Raw genomic sequence first — 16,627 nt, 5'->3', positions numbered from 1 at the left:
GCAGGCGGCCATGCTGGGGTTAGGATCGGGGAGAGAGAGGGAGGCTGCGGTTGCGGCCTGGGGAGAAGGGATGTCAGTTGCAGGAAAGATCCTGGGCAGCATGTTGCTGGTCTCGGGAACGGCCCCGGTGTGGGCCGCGCCGGCGGTGCCGGCACCACAGGAGTTCTACTTCGACAGCGATGCGGCCGCCGTGCCGATGGTCGTGGTCCAGTCCGACGGGGATGAACTGGTGGCGCAGCTGCTCAAGCAGCGCGAGCGCGGCCGGCGCACCGTGGAGGCCACCGTGCAGCTGGCGTCGGTGGCCATTGCGCAGGGCCGCACCGAGCTGGGTGAACAGCTGTATCGCGAAGCACTGAAGGATGCGCCGGTGCAGGGCAGCCTGGGCCGTGGCGTGCGCTGGAATTACGGCTGGGACCTGCTGCGGCAGGGCCAGGCCGAGGCGGCCCTGGAGCAATGGCAGGCCGCCGCCGGTGGTTCGCTGAGCAAGCCAGGCTGGCTGCCACCCACCTATGCGCTGGCGCTGTGGCGGGCGGGGCAGAAGCAGGAGGCGGTGCAGTGGTATGCCGCAGCGGTGCGTACCGAGCCGACGCAGTGGAGCGACAGCAGCCGTTATGCGGAATTGTTGCCGTTGTGGCGTGACGACGAGCGCGCTTCGCTGGCGGAAGTGCAGCAGGCCTGGGCGGCCGCCCCGCCGGCCTGGCCCTGAGGGAAGAGGGCTGGCCGGGTTGCACCCGGCACCCGCAGAGGCAACGGCTGGAGCAACTGCAGCAGCCGAAGCAACAGCGGGCTTCCTGCGGGATGGCGGGGCACTGTGGGTTTGCGGGGACGCCGTGAACCCCCCTCCGGGGTCCGGCCCAGCCGCTGGCGGCTGGGCGTTCGGGCGCTTGCGAGGCATGCCTCGCAGGCAAAGCGGCCTCACCCATGGGGGCTCGATGGCGCCATCCATGGCGCCAACGGTCCTGCCTGCCCATACCGCCCCGCCTCTGACGGTTCCCTGTTGCTGTTGGTAGGTGTCGACCTTGGTCGACACGGTAGATCCACGCCATGCGTGGATGCATCCGCATCGGAATCAACTATTCGATATCTGATCGAAATGCAGCCGAGCGTGGGCTCGGCTCTACAAAGAGCGACCAGCCAAGCGGCTTTTGCTCTTGCCTTTGCTCTTCTTTTTTCATTTCCGTGGCTGGACGCCCCGGGAATTGTCAGAGGCCGGGCGGGTAGGCTGCGCAGGGGCGTGAGCCGCATGGATGCGGCGATCGAGCTTACAGGGACGTACTTGCAGCGTCCCCTGCGCAGCCTACCCGCCCGGCCCTACCCAGCATCTGCGTTGAGCGACCAGCCACGAGGGGCTGTGCCGTTCGCGGGAACCTCAATCGTCCGCGGAAACCGTGCGCCCCGACGCCCATGCCCGCAGTGCCTCCACCTGCTCGGCCATCAGCACCGACAGCGGCCGCGTGGCACGGATCTCGTTCATCAGCAGCTCGGTATCCAGCGGCCGGCCTTCGGCGTGCGCCGCATACAGCCCGGCCACGATGGCCTGCTCGATCTCGGCGCCGGAGAAGCCGTTGGCTGCCGCCGCCAGCGCCGGCAGCGCGAAGTCGTCACCATTGAGCTGGCGTCGCCCCAGGTGCAGCCGCAGCAGTTCCACGCGCACTTCGGGCGTGGGCAGGTCGACGAAGAAGATCTCGTCGAAACGGCCCTTGCGCAGCAGCTCGGCGGGCAGCTCGTGCACCTGGTTGGCGGTGGCGACGATGAAGACCGGCGCCTTGCGCTCGGCCATCCAGGTCAGCAGGTAGCCGAGCACGCGGCGCGATACGCCACCGTCCTCGCCACCGCTGGCCAGGCCCTTCTCGATCTCGTCCATCCACAACACGCAGGGCGCCAGCTGCTCGGCCGAGGCCAGCGCCTGGCGCAGGTTGGCCTCGGTCTCGCCGTGGTACTTGTTGTACAGCGCACCCACGTCCAGGCGCAGCAGCGGTACGCCGAAGCCGGCGGCGGTGGCCTTGGCCAGCATCGATTTGCCGCAGCCCTGCACGCCCAGCAGCAGCATGCCGCGCGGCGGGTCCAGCCCGGCCGGTGCCGAGCCGGCGATGAACGCCACCCGGCGCTGGCTTATCCAGCGCTTGAGCCGGTTGGCACCGGCCACGTCGCCGAAGCGCGCGCTGTCATGCTCGAAGAACAGGTGGCCACTGCGGTTGAGCAGCTCGAACTTCAGCCGTGCCAGCTGCGGCAGGTCGTCGTCGCGCAGCGCGCCGTCGGCGTAGATCAGCTGGCGGGCGATGCGGCGGGCGTCGACCAGGCTCAAGCCCTGCAGGTTCTTCAGGATCTTCTTCACTGCCTCGCTGTCGACCTCGACGCGGCGGCCGCCGTGTTCGCGCGCATAGGCGTCGGCCTCCTCGCGCAGCATCTTCAGCAGGGCATTGGCATCGGGCAGGCGCGGGTTGAAGCGCACCGCCAGCGCTTCCAGCTCGGCCGGCAGCTCGACCTTGGCGCCGATCAGCACCAGCACGTGCGGCTCGCTGTGGCGGCGCTGGATCAGGTCGCGCAGCGCGCGCTGGTGGCTGGCATAGCCCAGGTAGGGGTGGAAATCGAGCAGCAGGTAGACACCCCGCTGGTCGGCCTGGCGGATCATCTGCAGGGCCGCGCTGGCGTCGGGCGGGCCGACCGGCGGGTCTTCGCGGTCCAGGTCGATGCGACGCAGGCCCTCGGTGATGGACCAGCGGTGCAGGGCCCGCCACACGTGCATCAGCGTCTGCCGGAACAGCTCGACGATGCGGCCCTCATCCTGGGTCTCGATCACGATCAGGGGGGTATTGGCGCGGATCAGTGCGCTCAGGTCCTGCAGTTCGCTCATGCCGGTTCGATCCTTCGGGGGCGCCACGATAGCAAAGGCGATGGCCACTGGTTCAGCACGGCGCTACCTCCCGTCACCACCGCCGGTGTACGCTCGGGGCACGTACCCGGAAGCGAGGCTGGCATGAAGACGATCCTGGTGGCCGGTTCCAAGGGCGGGGTGGGCAAGACCACCGTCGCCACCCACCTGGCCGCGTACGCGGCATTGCAGGGCAAGGCCACGGTGATCGCCGATGCCGACCCGCAGGGCTCCAGCACCCGCTGGGCACAACGGCGTGCCGGGCTGGAAAGCGCGGTGCTCCCCATCGATGTGTACCGGAAGAAGCAGTGGGCGCAGAAGCTGCCCGACGGTACCGATACCGTCATCATCGATGCACCGGCCGGGGCACTGGCCGACGATATCCCCCATTTCCTGGACGCGGCCGACGCCGTGGTGGTGCCGGTGCTGCCCTCGGCGCTGGATATCGAAGCCATTGTCGGCTTCCTCAACAGCCTGGCCCAGAACCCGCGCGTGCACAGCCGCAAGCTGCCGGTGGGGCTGGTCCTCAACCGCACCAAACCCTGGACCCAGACCTCGCAGCAGGCGCTGCAGATGCTGGGCGAGTGGCCGTACCCGGTGGTCGCGCAGCTGCGTGACAGCCAGAGCTACGTGGTCATGACCGGCCTGGGCCGCAGCCTGTTCGACTACCGCTCGGCCCAGGTGCGCGAGCACCAGGCCGACTGGGAGCCGCTGCTGTCCTGGTTGAAGCTGTAACGCTGCACGTCTCCACCCTCTTTTCATGGAAACCCGCGATGCGTGAATTGATCCTGCTGCGCCATGCCCATGCCGAACCCGCCGTTTCCGGCCAGGCCGACCTCGACCGGCCGCTGTCGCCGGTAGGGCTCGCCGAGGCCGAAGCGGCCGGCAAGTGGTTGAAGGAAAACAACCTGCTGCCCGACTGCGTGCTGTGCTCGCCGTCGCGACGCACCCGCGAGACCCTGGAAGCGGTGATGACGGCCATCGGCTATGTCGAAAAGCGCCTGGAAGACCATATCTATGAGGCTACCCCAGGCACCCTGGCGGCGCTGGTGGACGAGCGCCGTGACCTGGACCGGGTGTTGATCGTCGGCCACAACCCGGGCCTGGAGCAGCTGGTGGCCCTGATGACCGACGGCACCAGCAGTGACTACCGTGGCATGCCGCCGGGCGGCGTGGCCGTCCTTGGCTTCCCGCGCGAGTCCTCGATCGAACCGGGCGTGGCCAGCCTGAACGCGTTCTGGTGGCCGTGATCCGATGAGCCTGGCGCGGCGCAGCCGCTTCCTGCTGCCCGCGTTGCTGGCGCTCGGCCCGGCCTGGGCCGCGGCGCCCCCACCGACCCCGTTGCCGCCCGTGTCCGCCGAGGCGCCACGGGTACTCCGCCTGGATACCCAGCGCTCTCGGATCGGCTTCGAGGTGCGCACCCGCTTCGGCCAGCGCATCGAAGGCGTGTTCCCGCACTTCGAGGGGCGTATCGAGATCCTGTCCGATGGCCGCCACCAGGTGCACCTGAAGATGTTCACCCGTTCGGTGGAGATCCCCGGCAAGGCGCGCTATACCGGCTGGATGCGTGGCGAGGAGTTCTTCGATGCCGGGCGCCATCCGGTGGTCGAGTTCGACTCGCTGCCGTACTGGCCGGAGACCGTGGAACAGGGCGGCGACATCAATGGCCGGCTGACCCTACGCGGCGTCAGCCACCCCGAGTCGCTGCGGGTCGAGAAAGCGGAGTGCGACCGACCCGGCTATGATTGCGATGTCGTCAGCCGCGGTACCGTTCAGCGAGGCCGGTATGGAATGGACAGCTGGCAGCTTGCCTTGAGTGACCGAGTGACTTTCGTATTGCGTGCGCGCCTGAGCGAGGCGCCGAAACCGTGAACCTCCTGCTGCGTGTACTGGCGCTGGCAACCGTGTTGCTGGGCAGTGGTTGTGCATCGCTCTCGCATGCCGAGCGCGATCGCGCCGAAGCAATCGCCGTGCAGGCGCGCTCGACCGACGTCGACTGCCAGCGTGCCGATCGCTGTGCGCAGGACTCTCCCCTGCGTGCGCTGGCCGGGCGGGCGTTCACCGAATCCACCCCGGAACAGCCGCGCCACTACGCCACCCTGCTCGACGAGGGCGAGGGCGCCCTGGTGGCGCGCCTGAACCTGCTGCGCAGCGCGACCCGCAGCATCGATCTGCAGACCTACATCTTCGACAAGGACGACAGTGCGCGGCTGGTCATCGACGAGCTGCTGGCCGCCTCGCGGCGCGGGGTGAAGGTGCGGGTGCTGATCGACCAGCTCTCGGCGATCTCCGACCTGCAGATCCTCGGCGCGTTGTCCGGCGCGCACCAGAACTTCCAGCTGCGGGTCTACAACCCGACCTTCGGCAAGGCCCGGCTGAACTACTTCGACTATGCCGGCAGCGTGCTGTGCTGCTTCCGCCGCTTCAACCAGCGCATGCACAACAAGCTGCTGGTGATCGACGATGCGATCGGCGTGGTCGGCGGCCGCAACTACCAGGATGACTATTACGACTGGGATCGCGAGTACAACTTCCGCGACCGCGACGTGCTGATCGCCGGCCCGGAGGCGCGGGCGATGGCCGCCAACTTCGATGCCTTCTGGCGCGCCAAGCGCAGCGTGCCGGCCGAGCGCCTGAACGATGTCGGCCGCACCCTGCTGCGCGAGGGCGTGCCGACCCTGCCGCCGGCCAGCTTCCGCCGCCCCGAGCGGGTGCAGCGGGTCAGTGCCGAAGCCAACGACATGGACTTCGTCAGCCGTTCCTTCGTCGATACCGCGTTGCCGGTGGCCTCGGTGCGCTATGTGGCCGACCTGCCACGCAAGCACCGGCGCGAGAAGGCCGATGCGCCGCTGGCAGGCCAGCACGTGACCGAGCCGCAGCTGGATGCGCTGATCGCCGGCGCGCAGAAGGAAGTGATCCTGCAGACCCCGTACCTGGTGTTGTCCAAGCCGGCGCAGAAGCTGTTCCGAGCACTGCGCGAGCGCCCGCAGCCGCCGCGCGTGGTGGTATCCAGCAACAGCCTGGCGGCCACCGACAACCCGATCGTCTATGCGCTGTCGTACAAGTACAAGCGGCGCAACATGCGCGAACTGGGCTTCAACATCTTCGAATACAAGCCGTTCCCGCTGGATGCACCGGTCGATTACCGCAACCTGCTGCCCGACCCGATCGCTGCGCCCGAAGGCGAGGATGACAGCGGGCGCAATCCGTTGATCGGCGGCAGCGCTGCAGGCAGCAATGCCGGCGACAGCCGCGATGAGCACCCTGCGCCCACCGGCAGGCAGGGTCCGGTGAATCATCCGCGCACCGGCAGCGCCTACCAGAACGCGCGCGAGCGCCGCCGCGCCGCCGGCAGCGAGGTGGAAACGCGCCTGCTGCGCACCGAGACACGACCGTCGTTCCTGGGCAGCAAGGCGGTCAACAAGCCGTTGCCGGTCACCCGCAAGGGCGCCCGTATGGGCCTGCACGCCAAGTCGCTGGTGGTCGATCGCCGCATCGGCGTGGTCGGCACCCACAACTTCGATCCGCGCAGCGAGAACTACAACACCGAAGGCGCGGTGATCATCGATGACCCGGCCTTCGCCGAGCAGCTGGCCGAGAGCATCCTGCGCGATATCCATCCGCAGAACTCGTGGACGGTGGCGCCGCGGGCCAAGCCGCCGGTGCTTTCCGGGCTCAACTACAGCGTCGGCAAAGCCTCCGAAGCACTGCCGATCCTCGACTTCTGGCCGTGGCGCTATGCCACCGACTACGAATTCAAGCCCGGCCCGGACTGCCCGCAGCCATTGCCGCGACAGGACCCGGGCTTCCACCGCTGCTATGTCGCCGTGGGCGACTTCCCCGAGGTCAATGTCGGCCCGAAGTGGCTGCTGGTCCGCATGCTGACCGCATTCGGCGCCGGCCTCGTTCCCATCCTCTGAAGGTGCCCGCATGACCCAGGTGTTCCGCGAAGCCGTTTCCCTCGAGCAGCTCAACACGCTCAGCCGCAACACCGCGATCGCGTCGTTGGGCATTGTCTTCAGCGCGGCCGGTGACGACTGGCTGCAGGCCACCATGCCGGTGGACGAGCGCACCCGCCAGCCCTACGGCATCCTGCACGGCGGCGCGTCGGTGGTGCTGGCCGAGACCCTGGGCAGCAGCGCCGGCAACCTGTGCGTGGATGCGGCCAAGCAGATCTGCGTGGGCCTGGAAATCAACGCCAACCATGTGCGTGCGGTGCGCTCGGGCACGGTCACCGGCACCGCCCGCGCGCTGCACGTGGGCCGCAGCACCCAGCTGTGGGAGATCCGCATCGAGGATGAGCAGGGCCGGCTGGTATGCATCTCGCGGCTGACCCTGGCGGTGGTGGCGGCCGGCCACGGCTGAGCCCTGGACGGCCGGTGACGGCAGCGGAACCCAGCGTTCCCTGCCGATTGCCCCGGTCAATGGCAGTTATGGCCTAAATCGGCTGGCAGCGATGACGGCCCTCCGGTATCGTGCGCGGATGACTTCCCCCACTCCGGCCCCCCGCGGCGGCGTGGCGCGTGTGTGCCGTTACCTGTACCGCGTACCGCTGCTGTTGGTCCACATCGTCGTGTTCCTGCCGCTCATCCTGATCGGCATGCTTCGGCCGTGGGGCGAACTGCGCGTGGGCGAAGCGACCTTCGGTGCCAAAGTGGTGAACTGGTGGCAGGGCGGGTTGATGTGGATCTTCGGCTTCCGCCTGGTGCAGATCGGCACGCCGTTGCCCGGTGCCGTGCTGTTCGTCGCCAACCACGTCAGCTGGGTCGACATCTGCATCCTGCACAGCCAGCGCATGATGGGCTTCGTCGCCAAGCGCGAGATCGCCAGCTGGCCGCTGGTCGGGTGGCTGGCCGCGCGTGGCCAGACCATCTTCCACCAGCGCGGCAACACCGAATCGCTCGGTGGCGTGATGCAGGTGATGTCCGATCGCCTGCGTGAAGGCAAGGCGGTGGGCGTGTTCCCGGAAGGGCGTACCCGCGGCGGCCACGAAGTCGGCCCGTTCCATGCCCGCATCTTCCAGGCCGCAGTTGAAACCGGCGTGCCGGTGCAGCCGGTGGCACTGGTTTACGGCGCCAAGGGCGATGCGCAGACCATTGTCGCGTTCGGCCCCGGCGAGAGTTTCTTCGCCAATTTCCTGCGCCTGCTCGGTGAGCCGGCGCGGCGTGCGGAAGTGCACTTCCTGGCACCGATCGGTGCGCAGGATCTGGAGGGCCGTCGGCGCATCGCGGAGACTTCGCGCGCGCGCATCGTGGCGGCCATGAGCACGCAGTGAGGCTGCGGTGGCCCTGATCCCGCCACCCGTCCTGGACGCCGGCACGCCGACGCTGCATGCGGCTGACTACCAGCCGCCGCGCTGGCTGCGCAATCCGCACCTGCAATCGATGCTCAGCTCCAGCCGCATGCGCCTGCAGCGCGGCCTGCTGCTGCTGGCCGCGACCGGCGCGATCAGCGAAGAACTGATCCTCGACGGTGGCGATGGCGTGCGCCTGCAGGGCTGGCACAGCCGCGTCGAAGGCCGCGAGCCCAAGGGCATGGCCCTGCTGCTGCACGGCTGGGAAGGCAGCGCCGAATCCAGCTACATGCGCATGGCGGCCGCGCGCATGCTCGAACAGGGCTTCGACGTGGTGCGGCTGAATTTCCGCGACCACGGCAATACCCATCATCTCAACCCCGGCATCTTCCACTCCAACCTGATCGACGAAGTGGTGCATGCCGCCGGCGATATCGCCCAGCGCTGGCCGCAGCTACCGCTGGTGGCGGCCGGTTATTCGCTGGGCGGCAACTTCGTGCTGCGCCTGGCCCTGCGCGCGCCGGCCGCCGGCGTGCCGCTGCTGCGCGTGGCCTCGGTATGCCCGGTGCTGGACCCGGCGCTGACCATGGAAAGCATCGAGAACGGCCCGGCGATGTACGACTGGTACTTCCGCCGCAAGTGGGCCGGTTCGCTGCGGCGCAAGCGCGACCTGTTCCCTGAGCTGAGCGACTGCGACGACCGCGTGCTGAAGCTGGACATCCGCGCGTTGACCGCCTGGCTGGTCGAGCGCCACACCAGCTTCGGCTCGTTGCAGGCCTATTTCGATGGCTACTCGATTGCCGGCGATCGCCTGTCCACGCTGCAGGTGCCGGCCGACATCCTGATGGCGCAGGACGACCCGGTGATTCCCTATGCGACCTTCAGCGACTGGCAGCTGCCGCGCCAGGCGCACCTGGAAACCGCCTGCTGGGGTGGCCACTGCGGCTTCCTGGAAAACTGGCGCGGCGACGGCTTCTCCGAGCGCTGGGTGGCGCAGCGCCTGCAGCGCGTGCTGCAAGGCTGAACCGGCACGGGCGCGCAGGCCGCTACAATGCGGGTTTGCCCTTGAACCGGACCGCCATGCAAGACCAGATCATCCAAGCGTTGCGCCAGAACGAGGCCGACCAGGCCGTGCAGCTGGCCCAGGCGTGGACCCGTGATGAACCCGGCCAGGCCGAGGCCCACCGCTGGCTGGCGCTTGCGCTGCAGCAGCAGGGCAACGCCGAGGACGCGATGCAGGCCCTGCAGCAGGCGCTGCAGCTGGCCCCGGACAATGCCCAGCTGCACCTGCAGCACGCCGGCCTGCTGCTGGCCCTGCGCCAGTTCGACGGCGCCGGCGAAGCACTGACGCGCACCACCGGGCTGGACCCGAACGCATTCGCCGCCTACCTGATGCAGGCCCACCTGGCGATCGGCCGCAACGATTTCGATGAAGCGCAGCGCCTGTCCACCCTGGCCTCGCGTGTCGAACCGGACCACCCGGAACTGCTGACCATCGACGGCATGATCGCGCTGCGCCGCGATGATCCCGATCGCGCGCTGACGCTGCTGTCGGCTGCCAACCAGGCCCAGCCCAACGACATTCGCGTGCTCTACGCACTGGGCTTCGCCTACCTGGGCAAGAACATGCTGGCCTTCGCCGAGCAGGCGTTCCGCCGCGTGCTGGAACTGAACCCCACCCTAGCCTCGTTGCATGGCCTGGTGGTGCAGCTGGCCATGCGCCAGGGCAACCTGGACGCTGCCGCCGAAGCGATGCAGCTCGCGCTGCAGCAGCAGGGCCTGGATACGCCGTCGATGCGCCGCCTGGCCGGCGAACTGGCACTGCGCAGCGGCCAGCCGCTGCAGGCGCTGGAGCACCTGCTGCCGTTGCTGGAGTCGCTGCCTGACGACCGCGACGTGCTGCAGCTGCTGCTGATGTCCTGGCAGCGCCTGGGCCGCGAAGACGAGGCCCGCGCCCGCCTGGATGCCGCCCTGGAGCAGCACCCGCAGCTGCATGACCTGTGGCTGGCACGCCTGGCGGTGGAAGAGGTCGGCAGTGCCACCGCCGCCGCCACGGTCGAGCGCTGGATGGACGCGATGCCGGGCCACCTGCCGGCGCTGGAAGCGCGCCTGCGCCTGCACGACATGGTCGGCGAACACGCCCAGGCCGAAGCGATCGCCGAGCGCATCGTCAGCCTCGAACCGGGCCGCGTGAGCGGCGAAACCCGCCTGGTCGAAGGCCTGCTGCAACGCGATCCGGCCGCCGCGGTCGCCCGCGTGCAGGCGCTGATCGACATGGCACCGGAAGGCCACCGCGCCGACCTGCGCACCTGGCTGGGTGAGATCCAGGATCGCGCCGGGCAGCACGAAGACGCGCTGCAGACCTGGCTGGCACTGCAGGCCGACCAGGCCTCGCAGCGCCTGCCGCTGCCGCCGCAGGCCAAGGCGCCGCCGAGCTGGCCGGACAAGGGCGAGATCGACGGCGATGCCACTTCCGCGCCGATCTTCCTGTGGGGGGCGCCGGGTTCGGGCGTGGAGCGCGTGGCAACCGCCCTGGCCGCCGCCAGCCCGGTGCTGCGCAGCGACCGCTACACCTCCAATGCACCCGATGATGCCTTCCAGAACTACCACACGCTGCAGGACCTCGCCTCCGGCGTGCTGACCCCGGAGCGGCTGGTGCAGCGCTGGCGCGAACAGCTGCCGTCGCGGGGCGTGCAGGACGACGCGGTCATCGACTGGCTGCTGTGGTGGGACAACGCGCTGTTGTGGGCGCTGCGCCCGCAGCTGCCGCAGGGCCGCCTGCTGGTGGTGCTGCGTGATCCGCGCGACATGCTGCTGGACTGGGTGGCCTACGGTGCGGCTGCACCGCTGGCGATGACCTCGCTGGCCGAAGCCAGCGAATGGCTGGCACGCGCGCTGGCCCAGGTCGCCGCCCTGCACGAGGACGATCTGTATCCGCAGGTGCTGCTGCGCATTGACCAGATCGGCAACGATCCGCAGGCGATGGCCGAACTGCTGGGCCGCCTGTTCGAGCGGCCGATGCCGCCGGCCGCGCAGCTGGGCGCGCCGCGCTTCCCGCCCGGCCACTGGCGCAACTACCGCGACGTGATGAGCGCCGCCTTCGCCAAGCTCACCCCGATCGCGGTGCGCCTGGGTTACCCGGAAGAGTGAGGACACGCCGATGCAACTGAGCAGCCACAGCCTGACCAACGGTGCACCGATCGACCGCGAATTCGCCGCCGGCGATGCCGCGGGCTTCGCACCGGACCGCAATCCGCACCTGGCCTGGAGCGGCGCGCCGGAGGGCACCCGTTCGTTCCTGCTGGTGTGCGTCGATCCAGACGTGCCCACCGTGCCGGAGACAGTCGGCCGCACCGACATGAGCGTGCCGCGCGACCAGCCGCGCTGTGATTTCGTGCACTGGGTGATGGCCGATATCCCGGCCTCGGTGCACGAGATCGCCGCAGGCAGCTGCAGCGACGGCTTCGTGGTGAAGGGCAAGTCCGCACCGGCCGGCCCGGCCGGCAGCCGCCAGGGCCTGAACGACTTCACCGGTTGGTTCGCAGGCAATCCGGACATGGCCGGTGACTACCTGGGCTATGACGGCCCGTATCCGCCGTTCAACGACGAGCGCCTGCACCGCTATTTCTTCCGCGTCTTCGCGCTGGACGTAGCGTCGCTGCAGCTGCCGGAACGCTTCACCGCTGCCGACGCCTACCGCGCCATGCACGGCCACGTGCTGGCCGAAGCCGCGCTGCATGGCACCTACACGTTGAACCCGGCGCTGGGCTGAGCCTGCATAGCGGCCGGCTCTACCCACCATGAAAAGGGGCGGCCTTTCGGCCGCCCTTTTCATTCGTCCGTACCCGATACCGGCGCGAACTCCAGCACATCGCCATGTGCGTTGCGCAGCAGCAGGCGGCCACGCGCATCCAGCGCAAGCGTCATCTCTGCGCGCGCATTCACCACCGCGCCGGCGACACGTTCCTGTTCGGCCACCTCGGCCCGGATGCAGGCGGCCGTGGTGATGATGCCGCCCTGCAGAACCAGGCGGTTGCCCTGCAGGTGATAGGTGCTGCTTGACTGGTTGCACAGGTTCAACTGGCTCATGTAACCGGGCTGGAAGCGCAGCGTGTAAGGCGGGCGGCCACGGACGAACAACGCATCGATGCGCCGGCCCTGCGCGTTGGTGGCGCGCGCCAGTTGCCATCGGTGTGCCTCGAGCTGATCGGTGCTGGGCGTGCTGGCAGCGGCCACATCCGCAGACATGGCCAGCAGCGCAGCAATGATGAGGGCGGGGACGTGCTTCATGCCGATCTCCTGATGCATGTGGGTAGTGCCGGCCGCTGGCCGGCAACATCCGTGTGCTGGCAGTGCTCCGCAGGGCAGCCGGCTAGCGGCCGGCTCTACCCACAACGAAGAAGGGCGACCTCGCGGCCGCCCTTCAAGAGCCAGCCGACTAACCGTCGGCTCTACATCACTTCTCGATGGCCGACTCGACCACCATGTCCAGCACGTACGCCTGCGACGGCGCATCGGCCGGCGGGTTCTTCACTTCGTAGCGCTTCACGCGCACCACGTTGCGCACGCCGTCTTCGTGGGTGTAGCCCTCGATGTTGCCGTAGAAGTTCTCGAACTTGCCCGGCTCACCCTGCTTCAGGCCCTTGTCGTCGAACTTCACTTCGCGCACCTGCAGGCACTGGTAGTCCGGGATCAGCGGGTGCGAGCACTTCTGTGTCTTGGCGGCCACTTCCAGGAACACGGTTTCGCCGGCGCCGCCGTAGCGGGTTTCAGCGGTCGGCTCCGGGTTGAACACCAGTACGTCGCCCTTGGCGTTGGTCAGGGTCAGCTTGCCATCGGCATCCTGCTCGGCCTTCAGCTCGCCCTGCAGGCGGCCGGACACGGCCTCGTCCAGCGCCATCAGCGCCTTGTCGGTGCAGGCCATCATGGTCGAGGCCATCGCAGACACGCTCAGCTTGCCGTCGGCCAGGGTGTAGCCACCGCCCATGCGGTTGCAGGTGTTGCTGACCGACAGGCGGCCATCCGCGAAGTCCAGGGTGACCGGCTTGTCTTCGCGGGCGAACAGCGCGTCGATGCGCTTGCCATCGGCACCGGTGGCCTGCTGCAGCCGCCAGTGCTGGCTCTGCAGGCGCTGCGCATCCAGGTGCGCCAGCGTCTGCTGGTCTGCTGCCTTGGCCGCGGCCGGGGCCACGTCGTCGCCGCCGGTGCCGGCCGGGGCCGGGGTCTGGCTGCAGGCGGCCATCAGGGCCAGCGGGAGGAGCAGGGTGAGCTTGCGGTTCATGGTGATTCTCCTTGGGGAACCGTGGGGGAAACGGGGTGGGGCCGGCAACGGGGTTACCGTGCCCCGGCGCTGTTCAGCTGCCGGAGGGCAACCACAGCAGCAGCACCGCGCCCAGCGCGATGCGGTAAAGGGCGAAGGCAGTGAACCTGTGCGACTTGATGTAGCCCATCAGCCACTTCACTACGACGAAGCCAGTGACGGCCGCGGCAAGGAAGGCCGCGCCCACCTCGGTCCAGTTCTCGCTGCTCAGCTGCCCGTCCCTGGCCAGTTCCAGGAAGGTGTAGGCGCTGGCGGCGAACATGGTGGGGATGCCGACCAGGAACACGAACTCGGCAGCGGCCGCACGGCGGCTCAGGCCCAGCAGCATGGCCAGGAAGATCGCCGAGGCCGAACGCGAGGTGCCGGGGAACACACCGGCCACGACCTGCGCCAGGCCCACGCCGATCGCCACGGTCCAGGTCACCTGGTCGCGGTCGGGCAGGCGCGCGGTATAGGCCTCCACCAGCAGCATCCAGACGCCACCGATGATCAGTGCCCAGGCCACCGGGCTGACCGTCTCCGGCAGCGACCAGCCGGCCTTGCGCACCACCAGGCCGACCACCGCAGTGACCATGAAGGCGGCACCGAGCTTGAACACGTAGTCGCGGTTCTCGCGCTGGCCGAAGCCGGTGGCCAGCTGCAGCAGGCGCTGGCGGAACACCAGTACCACCGCCACGATCGCACCGGCCTGGATGACGATGTTGAAGAAGTCCGAACGGGCTCCCAGCCAGTGCTGGGCGATGAGCAGGTGGCCGGTGCTGGAGATCGGCAGGAATTCGGTCAAGCCTTCGAGGATGCCCAGCAGCAGGGCAGAGAGCAGGTCGGACATGGACGGTGCGGGCGCGCGCGGCAGGAAGAAAGAAGGTCGAGAGGATAGACGATCCCTGCTGCACCAAACGGGTGCGTCTGGTGCCGGCTGCACCCGTTTGGTGCGCACGGTTCTGCACCGGTAGGGGGCGGTCTTTTGCAAATCAATGACTTGCAGCCTGCGAAAAGTTGGCACGGTCGTTGCTGTACCTCAGCAGGCATTCATCCCCATCCGAGGTCGTACCGATGTCCGTGGAAAACGTTGAGAAGCTGATCAAGGACAACCAGATCGAGTTCGTCGACCTGCGTTTCGTCGACATGCGTGGTGTCGAGCAGCACGTGACCTTCCCGGTCAGCATCGTCGAGCCGTCGCTGTTCGAAGAAGGCAAGATGTTCGATGGCAGCTCGATCGCCGGCTGGAAGGGCATCGCCGAGTCCGACATGGTGCTGCTGCCGGATACCGCCAGCGCCTACGTCGACCCGTTCTACGCCGATCCGACCATCGTGATCAGCTGCGACATCCTCGATCCGGCCACCATGCAGCCGTATGGCCGTTGCCCGCGCGGCATCGCCAAGCGCGCCGAGGCTTACCTGAAGTCCTCCGGCATCGCCGAAACCGCGTTCTTCGGCCCGGAGCCGGAATTCTTCATCTTCGACTCGGTCCGCTTCGCCAATGAAATGGGCCACACCTTCTTCCAGGTCGACTCGGAAGAAGCGGCGTGGAACAGCGGCGCCAAGTACGATGGCGCCAACAGCGGCTACCGTCCGGGCGTGAAGGGCGGCTACTTCCCGGTGCCGCCGACCGACACCCTGCACGACCTGCGTGCCGAGATGTGCAAGACCCTGGAACAGGTCGGCATCGAGGTGGAAGTGCAGCACCACGAAGTGGCCACCGCCGGCCAGTGCGAGATCGGCACCAAGTTCAGCACCCTGGTGCAGAAGGCCGACGAACTGCTGCGCATGAAGTACGTGATCAAGAACGTCGCGCACCGCAACGGCAAGACCGTCACCTTCATGCCCAAGCCGATCGTCGGCGACAACGGCAGCGGCATGCACGTGCACCAGTCGCTGTCCAAGGGCGGCACCAACCTGTTCTCCGGTGACGGCTACGGTGGCCTGAGCCAGCTGGCGCTGTGGTACATCGGCGGCATCTTCAAGCACGCCAAGGCCATCAATGCCTTCGCCAATTCCGGCACCAACAGCTACAAGCGCCTCGTGCCGGGCTTCGAAGCGCCGGTGATGCTGGCCTATTCGGCCCGCAACCGTTCGGCATCGTGCCGCATTCCGTGGGTGTCCAACCCGAAGGCGCGCCGCATCGAAATGCGCTTCCCGGACCCGATCCAGTCCGGCTACCTCACCTTCACTGCGCTGATGATGGCCGGCCTGGACGGCATCAAGAACCAGATCGACCCGGGCGCACCGAGCGACAAGGACCTGTACGACCTGCCGCCGGAAGAAGAGAAGCTGATCCCGCAGGTCTGCTCCTCGCTGGACCAGGCGCTGGAAGCGCTGGACAAGGACCGCGAGTTCCTGAAGGCCGGTGGCGTGATGAGCGATGACTTCATCGACGGCTACATCGCGCTGAAGATGCAGGAAGTGACCAAGTTCCGCGCGGCCACCCACCCGCTGGAATACCAGCTGTACTACGCCAGCTGACCGGGGGCGATGGCGGTGGGCTTCCCCCTCCCACCCGCCGCCATCGCGCCCGTTTTCGCGGCTGGGGAGCCGCGGTCAGATCGGGGTCGGATCCCGTTCGTTTACGAACGGGCTCTGACCCCTGATCCAGGGGCAAGAGAGAGACCGGATACGCGACCAGGGCCGCCCTCCCTCCCGCGTCGGTCGTGCAAGGAGAGAGGCACGGCCGTCCCGGCCCTGTACGTGTCCGGTGCAACAGCCACGGCCATCACCCTGATGGCCGCTGGTTGCCTGATGCCAACGCGCGCTGGCGCGCTGGCCCCATCCACCCTCGGGACATGCGCATGAAACTGATCTCCGCCATCATCCGGCCGTTCAAGCTCGACGAGGTCCGCGAGGCCCTGTCCGACGCAGGCGTGTCGGGCATCACCGTGACCGAAGTGAAAGGCTTCGGCCGCCAGAAGGGCCACACCGAGCTGTATCGCGGCGCCGAGTACGTCGTCGATTTCCTGCCCAAGATCAAGATCGAAACCGTGGTCACCGACGAGCGTGCCGACGCGGTGATCGAAGCGATCCAGTCGTCGGCAGGCACCGGCAAGATCGGTGACGGCAAGATCTTCGTCACCGCCGTCGAACAGGTCATCCGCATCCGCACCGGCGAAATCGGTGCCGACGCCCTGTAACCCCCTTCCGGAGACTC

Annotated in this window: 16 protein-coding genes; 12 read left to right on the top strand and 4 right to left on the bottom strand. The window is 68.2% G+C overall.

The features are described 5' to 3' along the window. Positions 1–70 precede the first annotated feature (70 nt). On the top strand, positions 71–706 hold the full coding sequence (locus B9Y82_RS19870; RefSeq protein WP_100475036.1) for a tetratricopeptide repeat protein: 636 nt from the start codon (positions 71–73) through the stop codon (positions 704–706). 663 nt (positions 707–1,369) lie between these two features. Here the strand turns inward: B9Y82_RS19870 and B9Y82_RS19865 are convergent. Further along, entirely contained in the window at positions 1,370–2,854 is a 1,485-nt protein-coding gene (locus B9Y82_RS19865) for an AAA family ATPase (protein ID WP_005420987.1), read from the bottom strand. Between the two features lie 123 nt (positions 2,855–2,977). On the opposite strand from B9Y82_RS19865, the gene B9Y82_RS19860 reads away from it, so the two are divergent. The 9 genes from B9Y82_RS19860 to B9Y82_RS19820 all read left to right on the top strand — a co-directional run bounded on the left by B9Y82_RS19860 (position 2,978) and on the right by B9Y82_RS19820 (position 11,937). Then, a complete protein-coding gene (locus B9Y82_RS19860) occupies positions 2,978–3,607 on the top strand; it encodes a ParA family protein (protein ID WP_010487235.1) in 630 nt (209 codons plus the stop codon). Positions 3,608–3,645: 38 nt separating this feature from the next. After that, positions 3,646–4,122 carry a SixA phosphatase family protein gene (locus tag B9Y82_RS19855; RefSeq protein ID WP_100475035.1) on the top strand — a complete coding sequence of 159 codons (477 nt, stop codon included), beginning with the start codon at positions 3,646–3,648 and terminating at the stop codon, positions 4,120–4,122. 4 nt (positions 4,123–4,126) lie between these two features. Continuing rightward, positions 4,127–4,744 (top strand): YceI family protein, encoded by a 618-nt coding sequence (locus B9Y82_RS19850; protein ID WP_100475034.1) that lies wholly within the window; start codon positions 4,127–4,129, stop codon positions 4,742–4,744. Next, positions 4,741–6,792, top strand: coding sequence for a phospholipase D family protein (locus tag B9Y82_RS19845; RefSeq protein WP_100475033.1), 2,052 nt, complete (start codon positions 4,741–4,743; stop codon positions 6,790–6,792). The genes B9Y82_RS19850 and B9Y82_RS19845 overlap by 4 nt, the downstream gene beginning before the upstream one ends. Positions 6,793–6,802: 10 nt before the next feature. Then, a complete protein-coding gene (locus tag B9Y82_RS19840; RefSeq protein WP_100475032.1) occupies positions 6,803–7,237 on the top strand; it encodes a hotdog fold thioesterase in 435 nt (144 codons plus the stop codon). A gap of 118 nt (positions 7,238–7,355) precedes the next feature. Next, on the top strand, positions 7,356–8,147 hold the full coding sequence (locus B9Y82_RS19835) for a lysophospholipid acyltransferase family protein (RefSeq protein ID WP_100475031.1): 792 nt from the start codon (positions 7,356–7,358) through the stop codon (positions 8,145–8,147). Between the two features lie 52 nt (positions 8,148–8,199). Then, positions 8,200–9,189, top strand: coding sequence for a YheT family hydrolase (locus B9Y82_RS19830; RefSeq protein ID WP_202908165.1), 990 nt, complete (start codon positions 8,200–8,202; stop codon positions 9,187–9,189). A 56-nt stretch (positions 9,190–9,245) separates the two neighbouring features. After that, complete coding sequence (locus tag B9Y82_RS19825) at positions 9,246–11,315, top strand: tetratricopeptide repeat protein (protein ID WP_100475029.1); 2,070 nt, start codon at positions 9,246–9,248, stop codon at positions 11,313–11,315. Between the two features lie 10 nt (positions 11,316–11,325). After that, positions 11,326–11,937, top strand: coding sequence for a YbhB/YbcL family Raf kinase inhibitor-like protein (locus B9Y82_RS19820; RefSeq protein ID WP_100475028.1), 612 nt, complete (start codon positions 11,326–11,328; stop codon positions 11,935–11,937). A 59-nt stretch (positions 11,938–11,996) separates the two neighbouring features. On the opposite strand, the gene B9Y82_RS19815 is transcribed toward B9Y82_RS19820, so the two are convergent. The 3 genes from B9Y82_RS19815 to B9Y82_RS19805 all read right to left on the bottom strand — a co-directional run bounded on the left by B9Y82_RS19815 (position 11,997) and on the right by B9Y82_RS19805 (position 14,314). Then, complete coding sequence (locus tag B9Y82_RS19815; protein ID WP_100475290.1) at positions 11,997–12,455, bottom strand: META domain-containing protein; 459 nt, start codon at positions 12,453–12,455, stop codon at positions 11,997–11,999. Between the two features lie 166 nt (positions 12,456–12,621). After that, positions 12,622–13,446, bottom strand: a complete 825-nt coding sequence (locus B9Y82_RS19810; RefSeq protein ID WP_100475027.1) for an META and DUF4377 domain-containing protein — start codon at positions 13,444–13,446, stop codon at positions 12,622–12,624. Positions 13,447–13,519: 73 nt separating this feature from the next. Continuing rightward, a complete protein-coding gene (locus tag B9Y82_RS19805; protein WP_100475026.1) occupies positions 13,520–14,314 on the bottom strand; it encodes an undecaprenyl-diphosphate phosphatase in 795 nt (264 codons plus the stop codon). Between the two features lie 224 nt (positions 14,315–14,538). Between B9Y82_RS19805 and glnA the strand changes: the two genes are divergently transcribed. Together glnA and B9Y82_RS19795 are read left to right on the top strand one after the other, a co-directional pair. After that, the gene (gene glnA, locus B9Y82_RS19800) at positions 14,539–15,948 is read left to right on the top strand and encodes a type I glutamate--ammonia ligase (RefSeq protein ID WP_100475025.1); all 1,410 of its coding nucleotides are present in this window, start codon (positions 14,539–14,541) and stop codon (positions 15,946–15,948) included. Between the two features lie 323 nt (positions 15,949–16,271). Next, a complete protein-coding gene (locus B9Y82_RS19795) occupies positions 16,272–16,610 on the top strand; it encodes a P-II family nitrogen regulator (RefSeq protein WP_004134334.1) in 339 nt (112 codons plus the stop codon). Positions 16,611–16,627: the final 17 nt, after the last annotated feature.

This window comes from Stenotrophomonas maltophilia (genome assembly GCF_002799155.1).
GTDB lineage: Bacteria > Pseudomonadota > Gammaproteobacteria > Xanthomonadales > Xanthomonadaceae > Stenotrophomonas > Stenotrophomonas maltophilia_R.
Note: the sequence above shows the minus strand (reverse complement) of the source record. Positions and strands in the feature narration are given on the sequence as shown.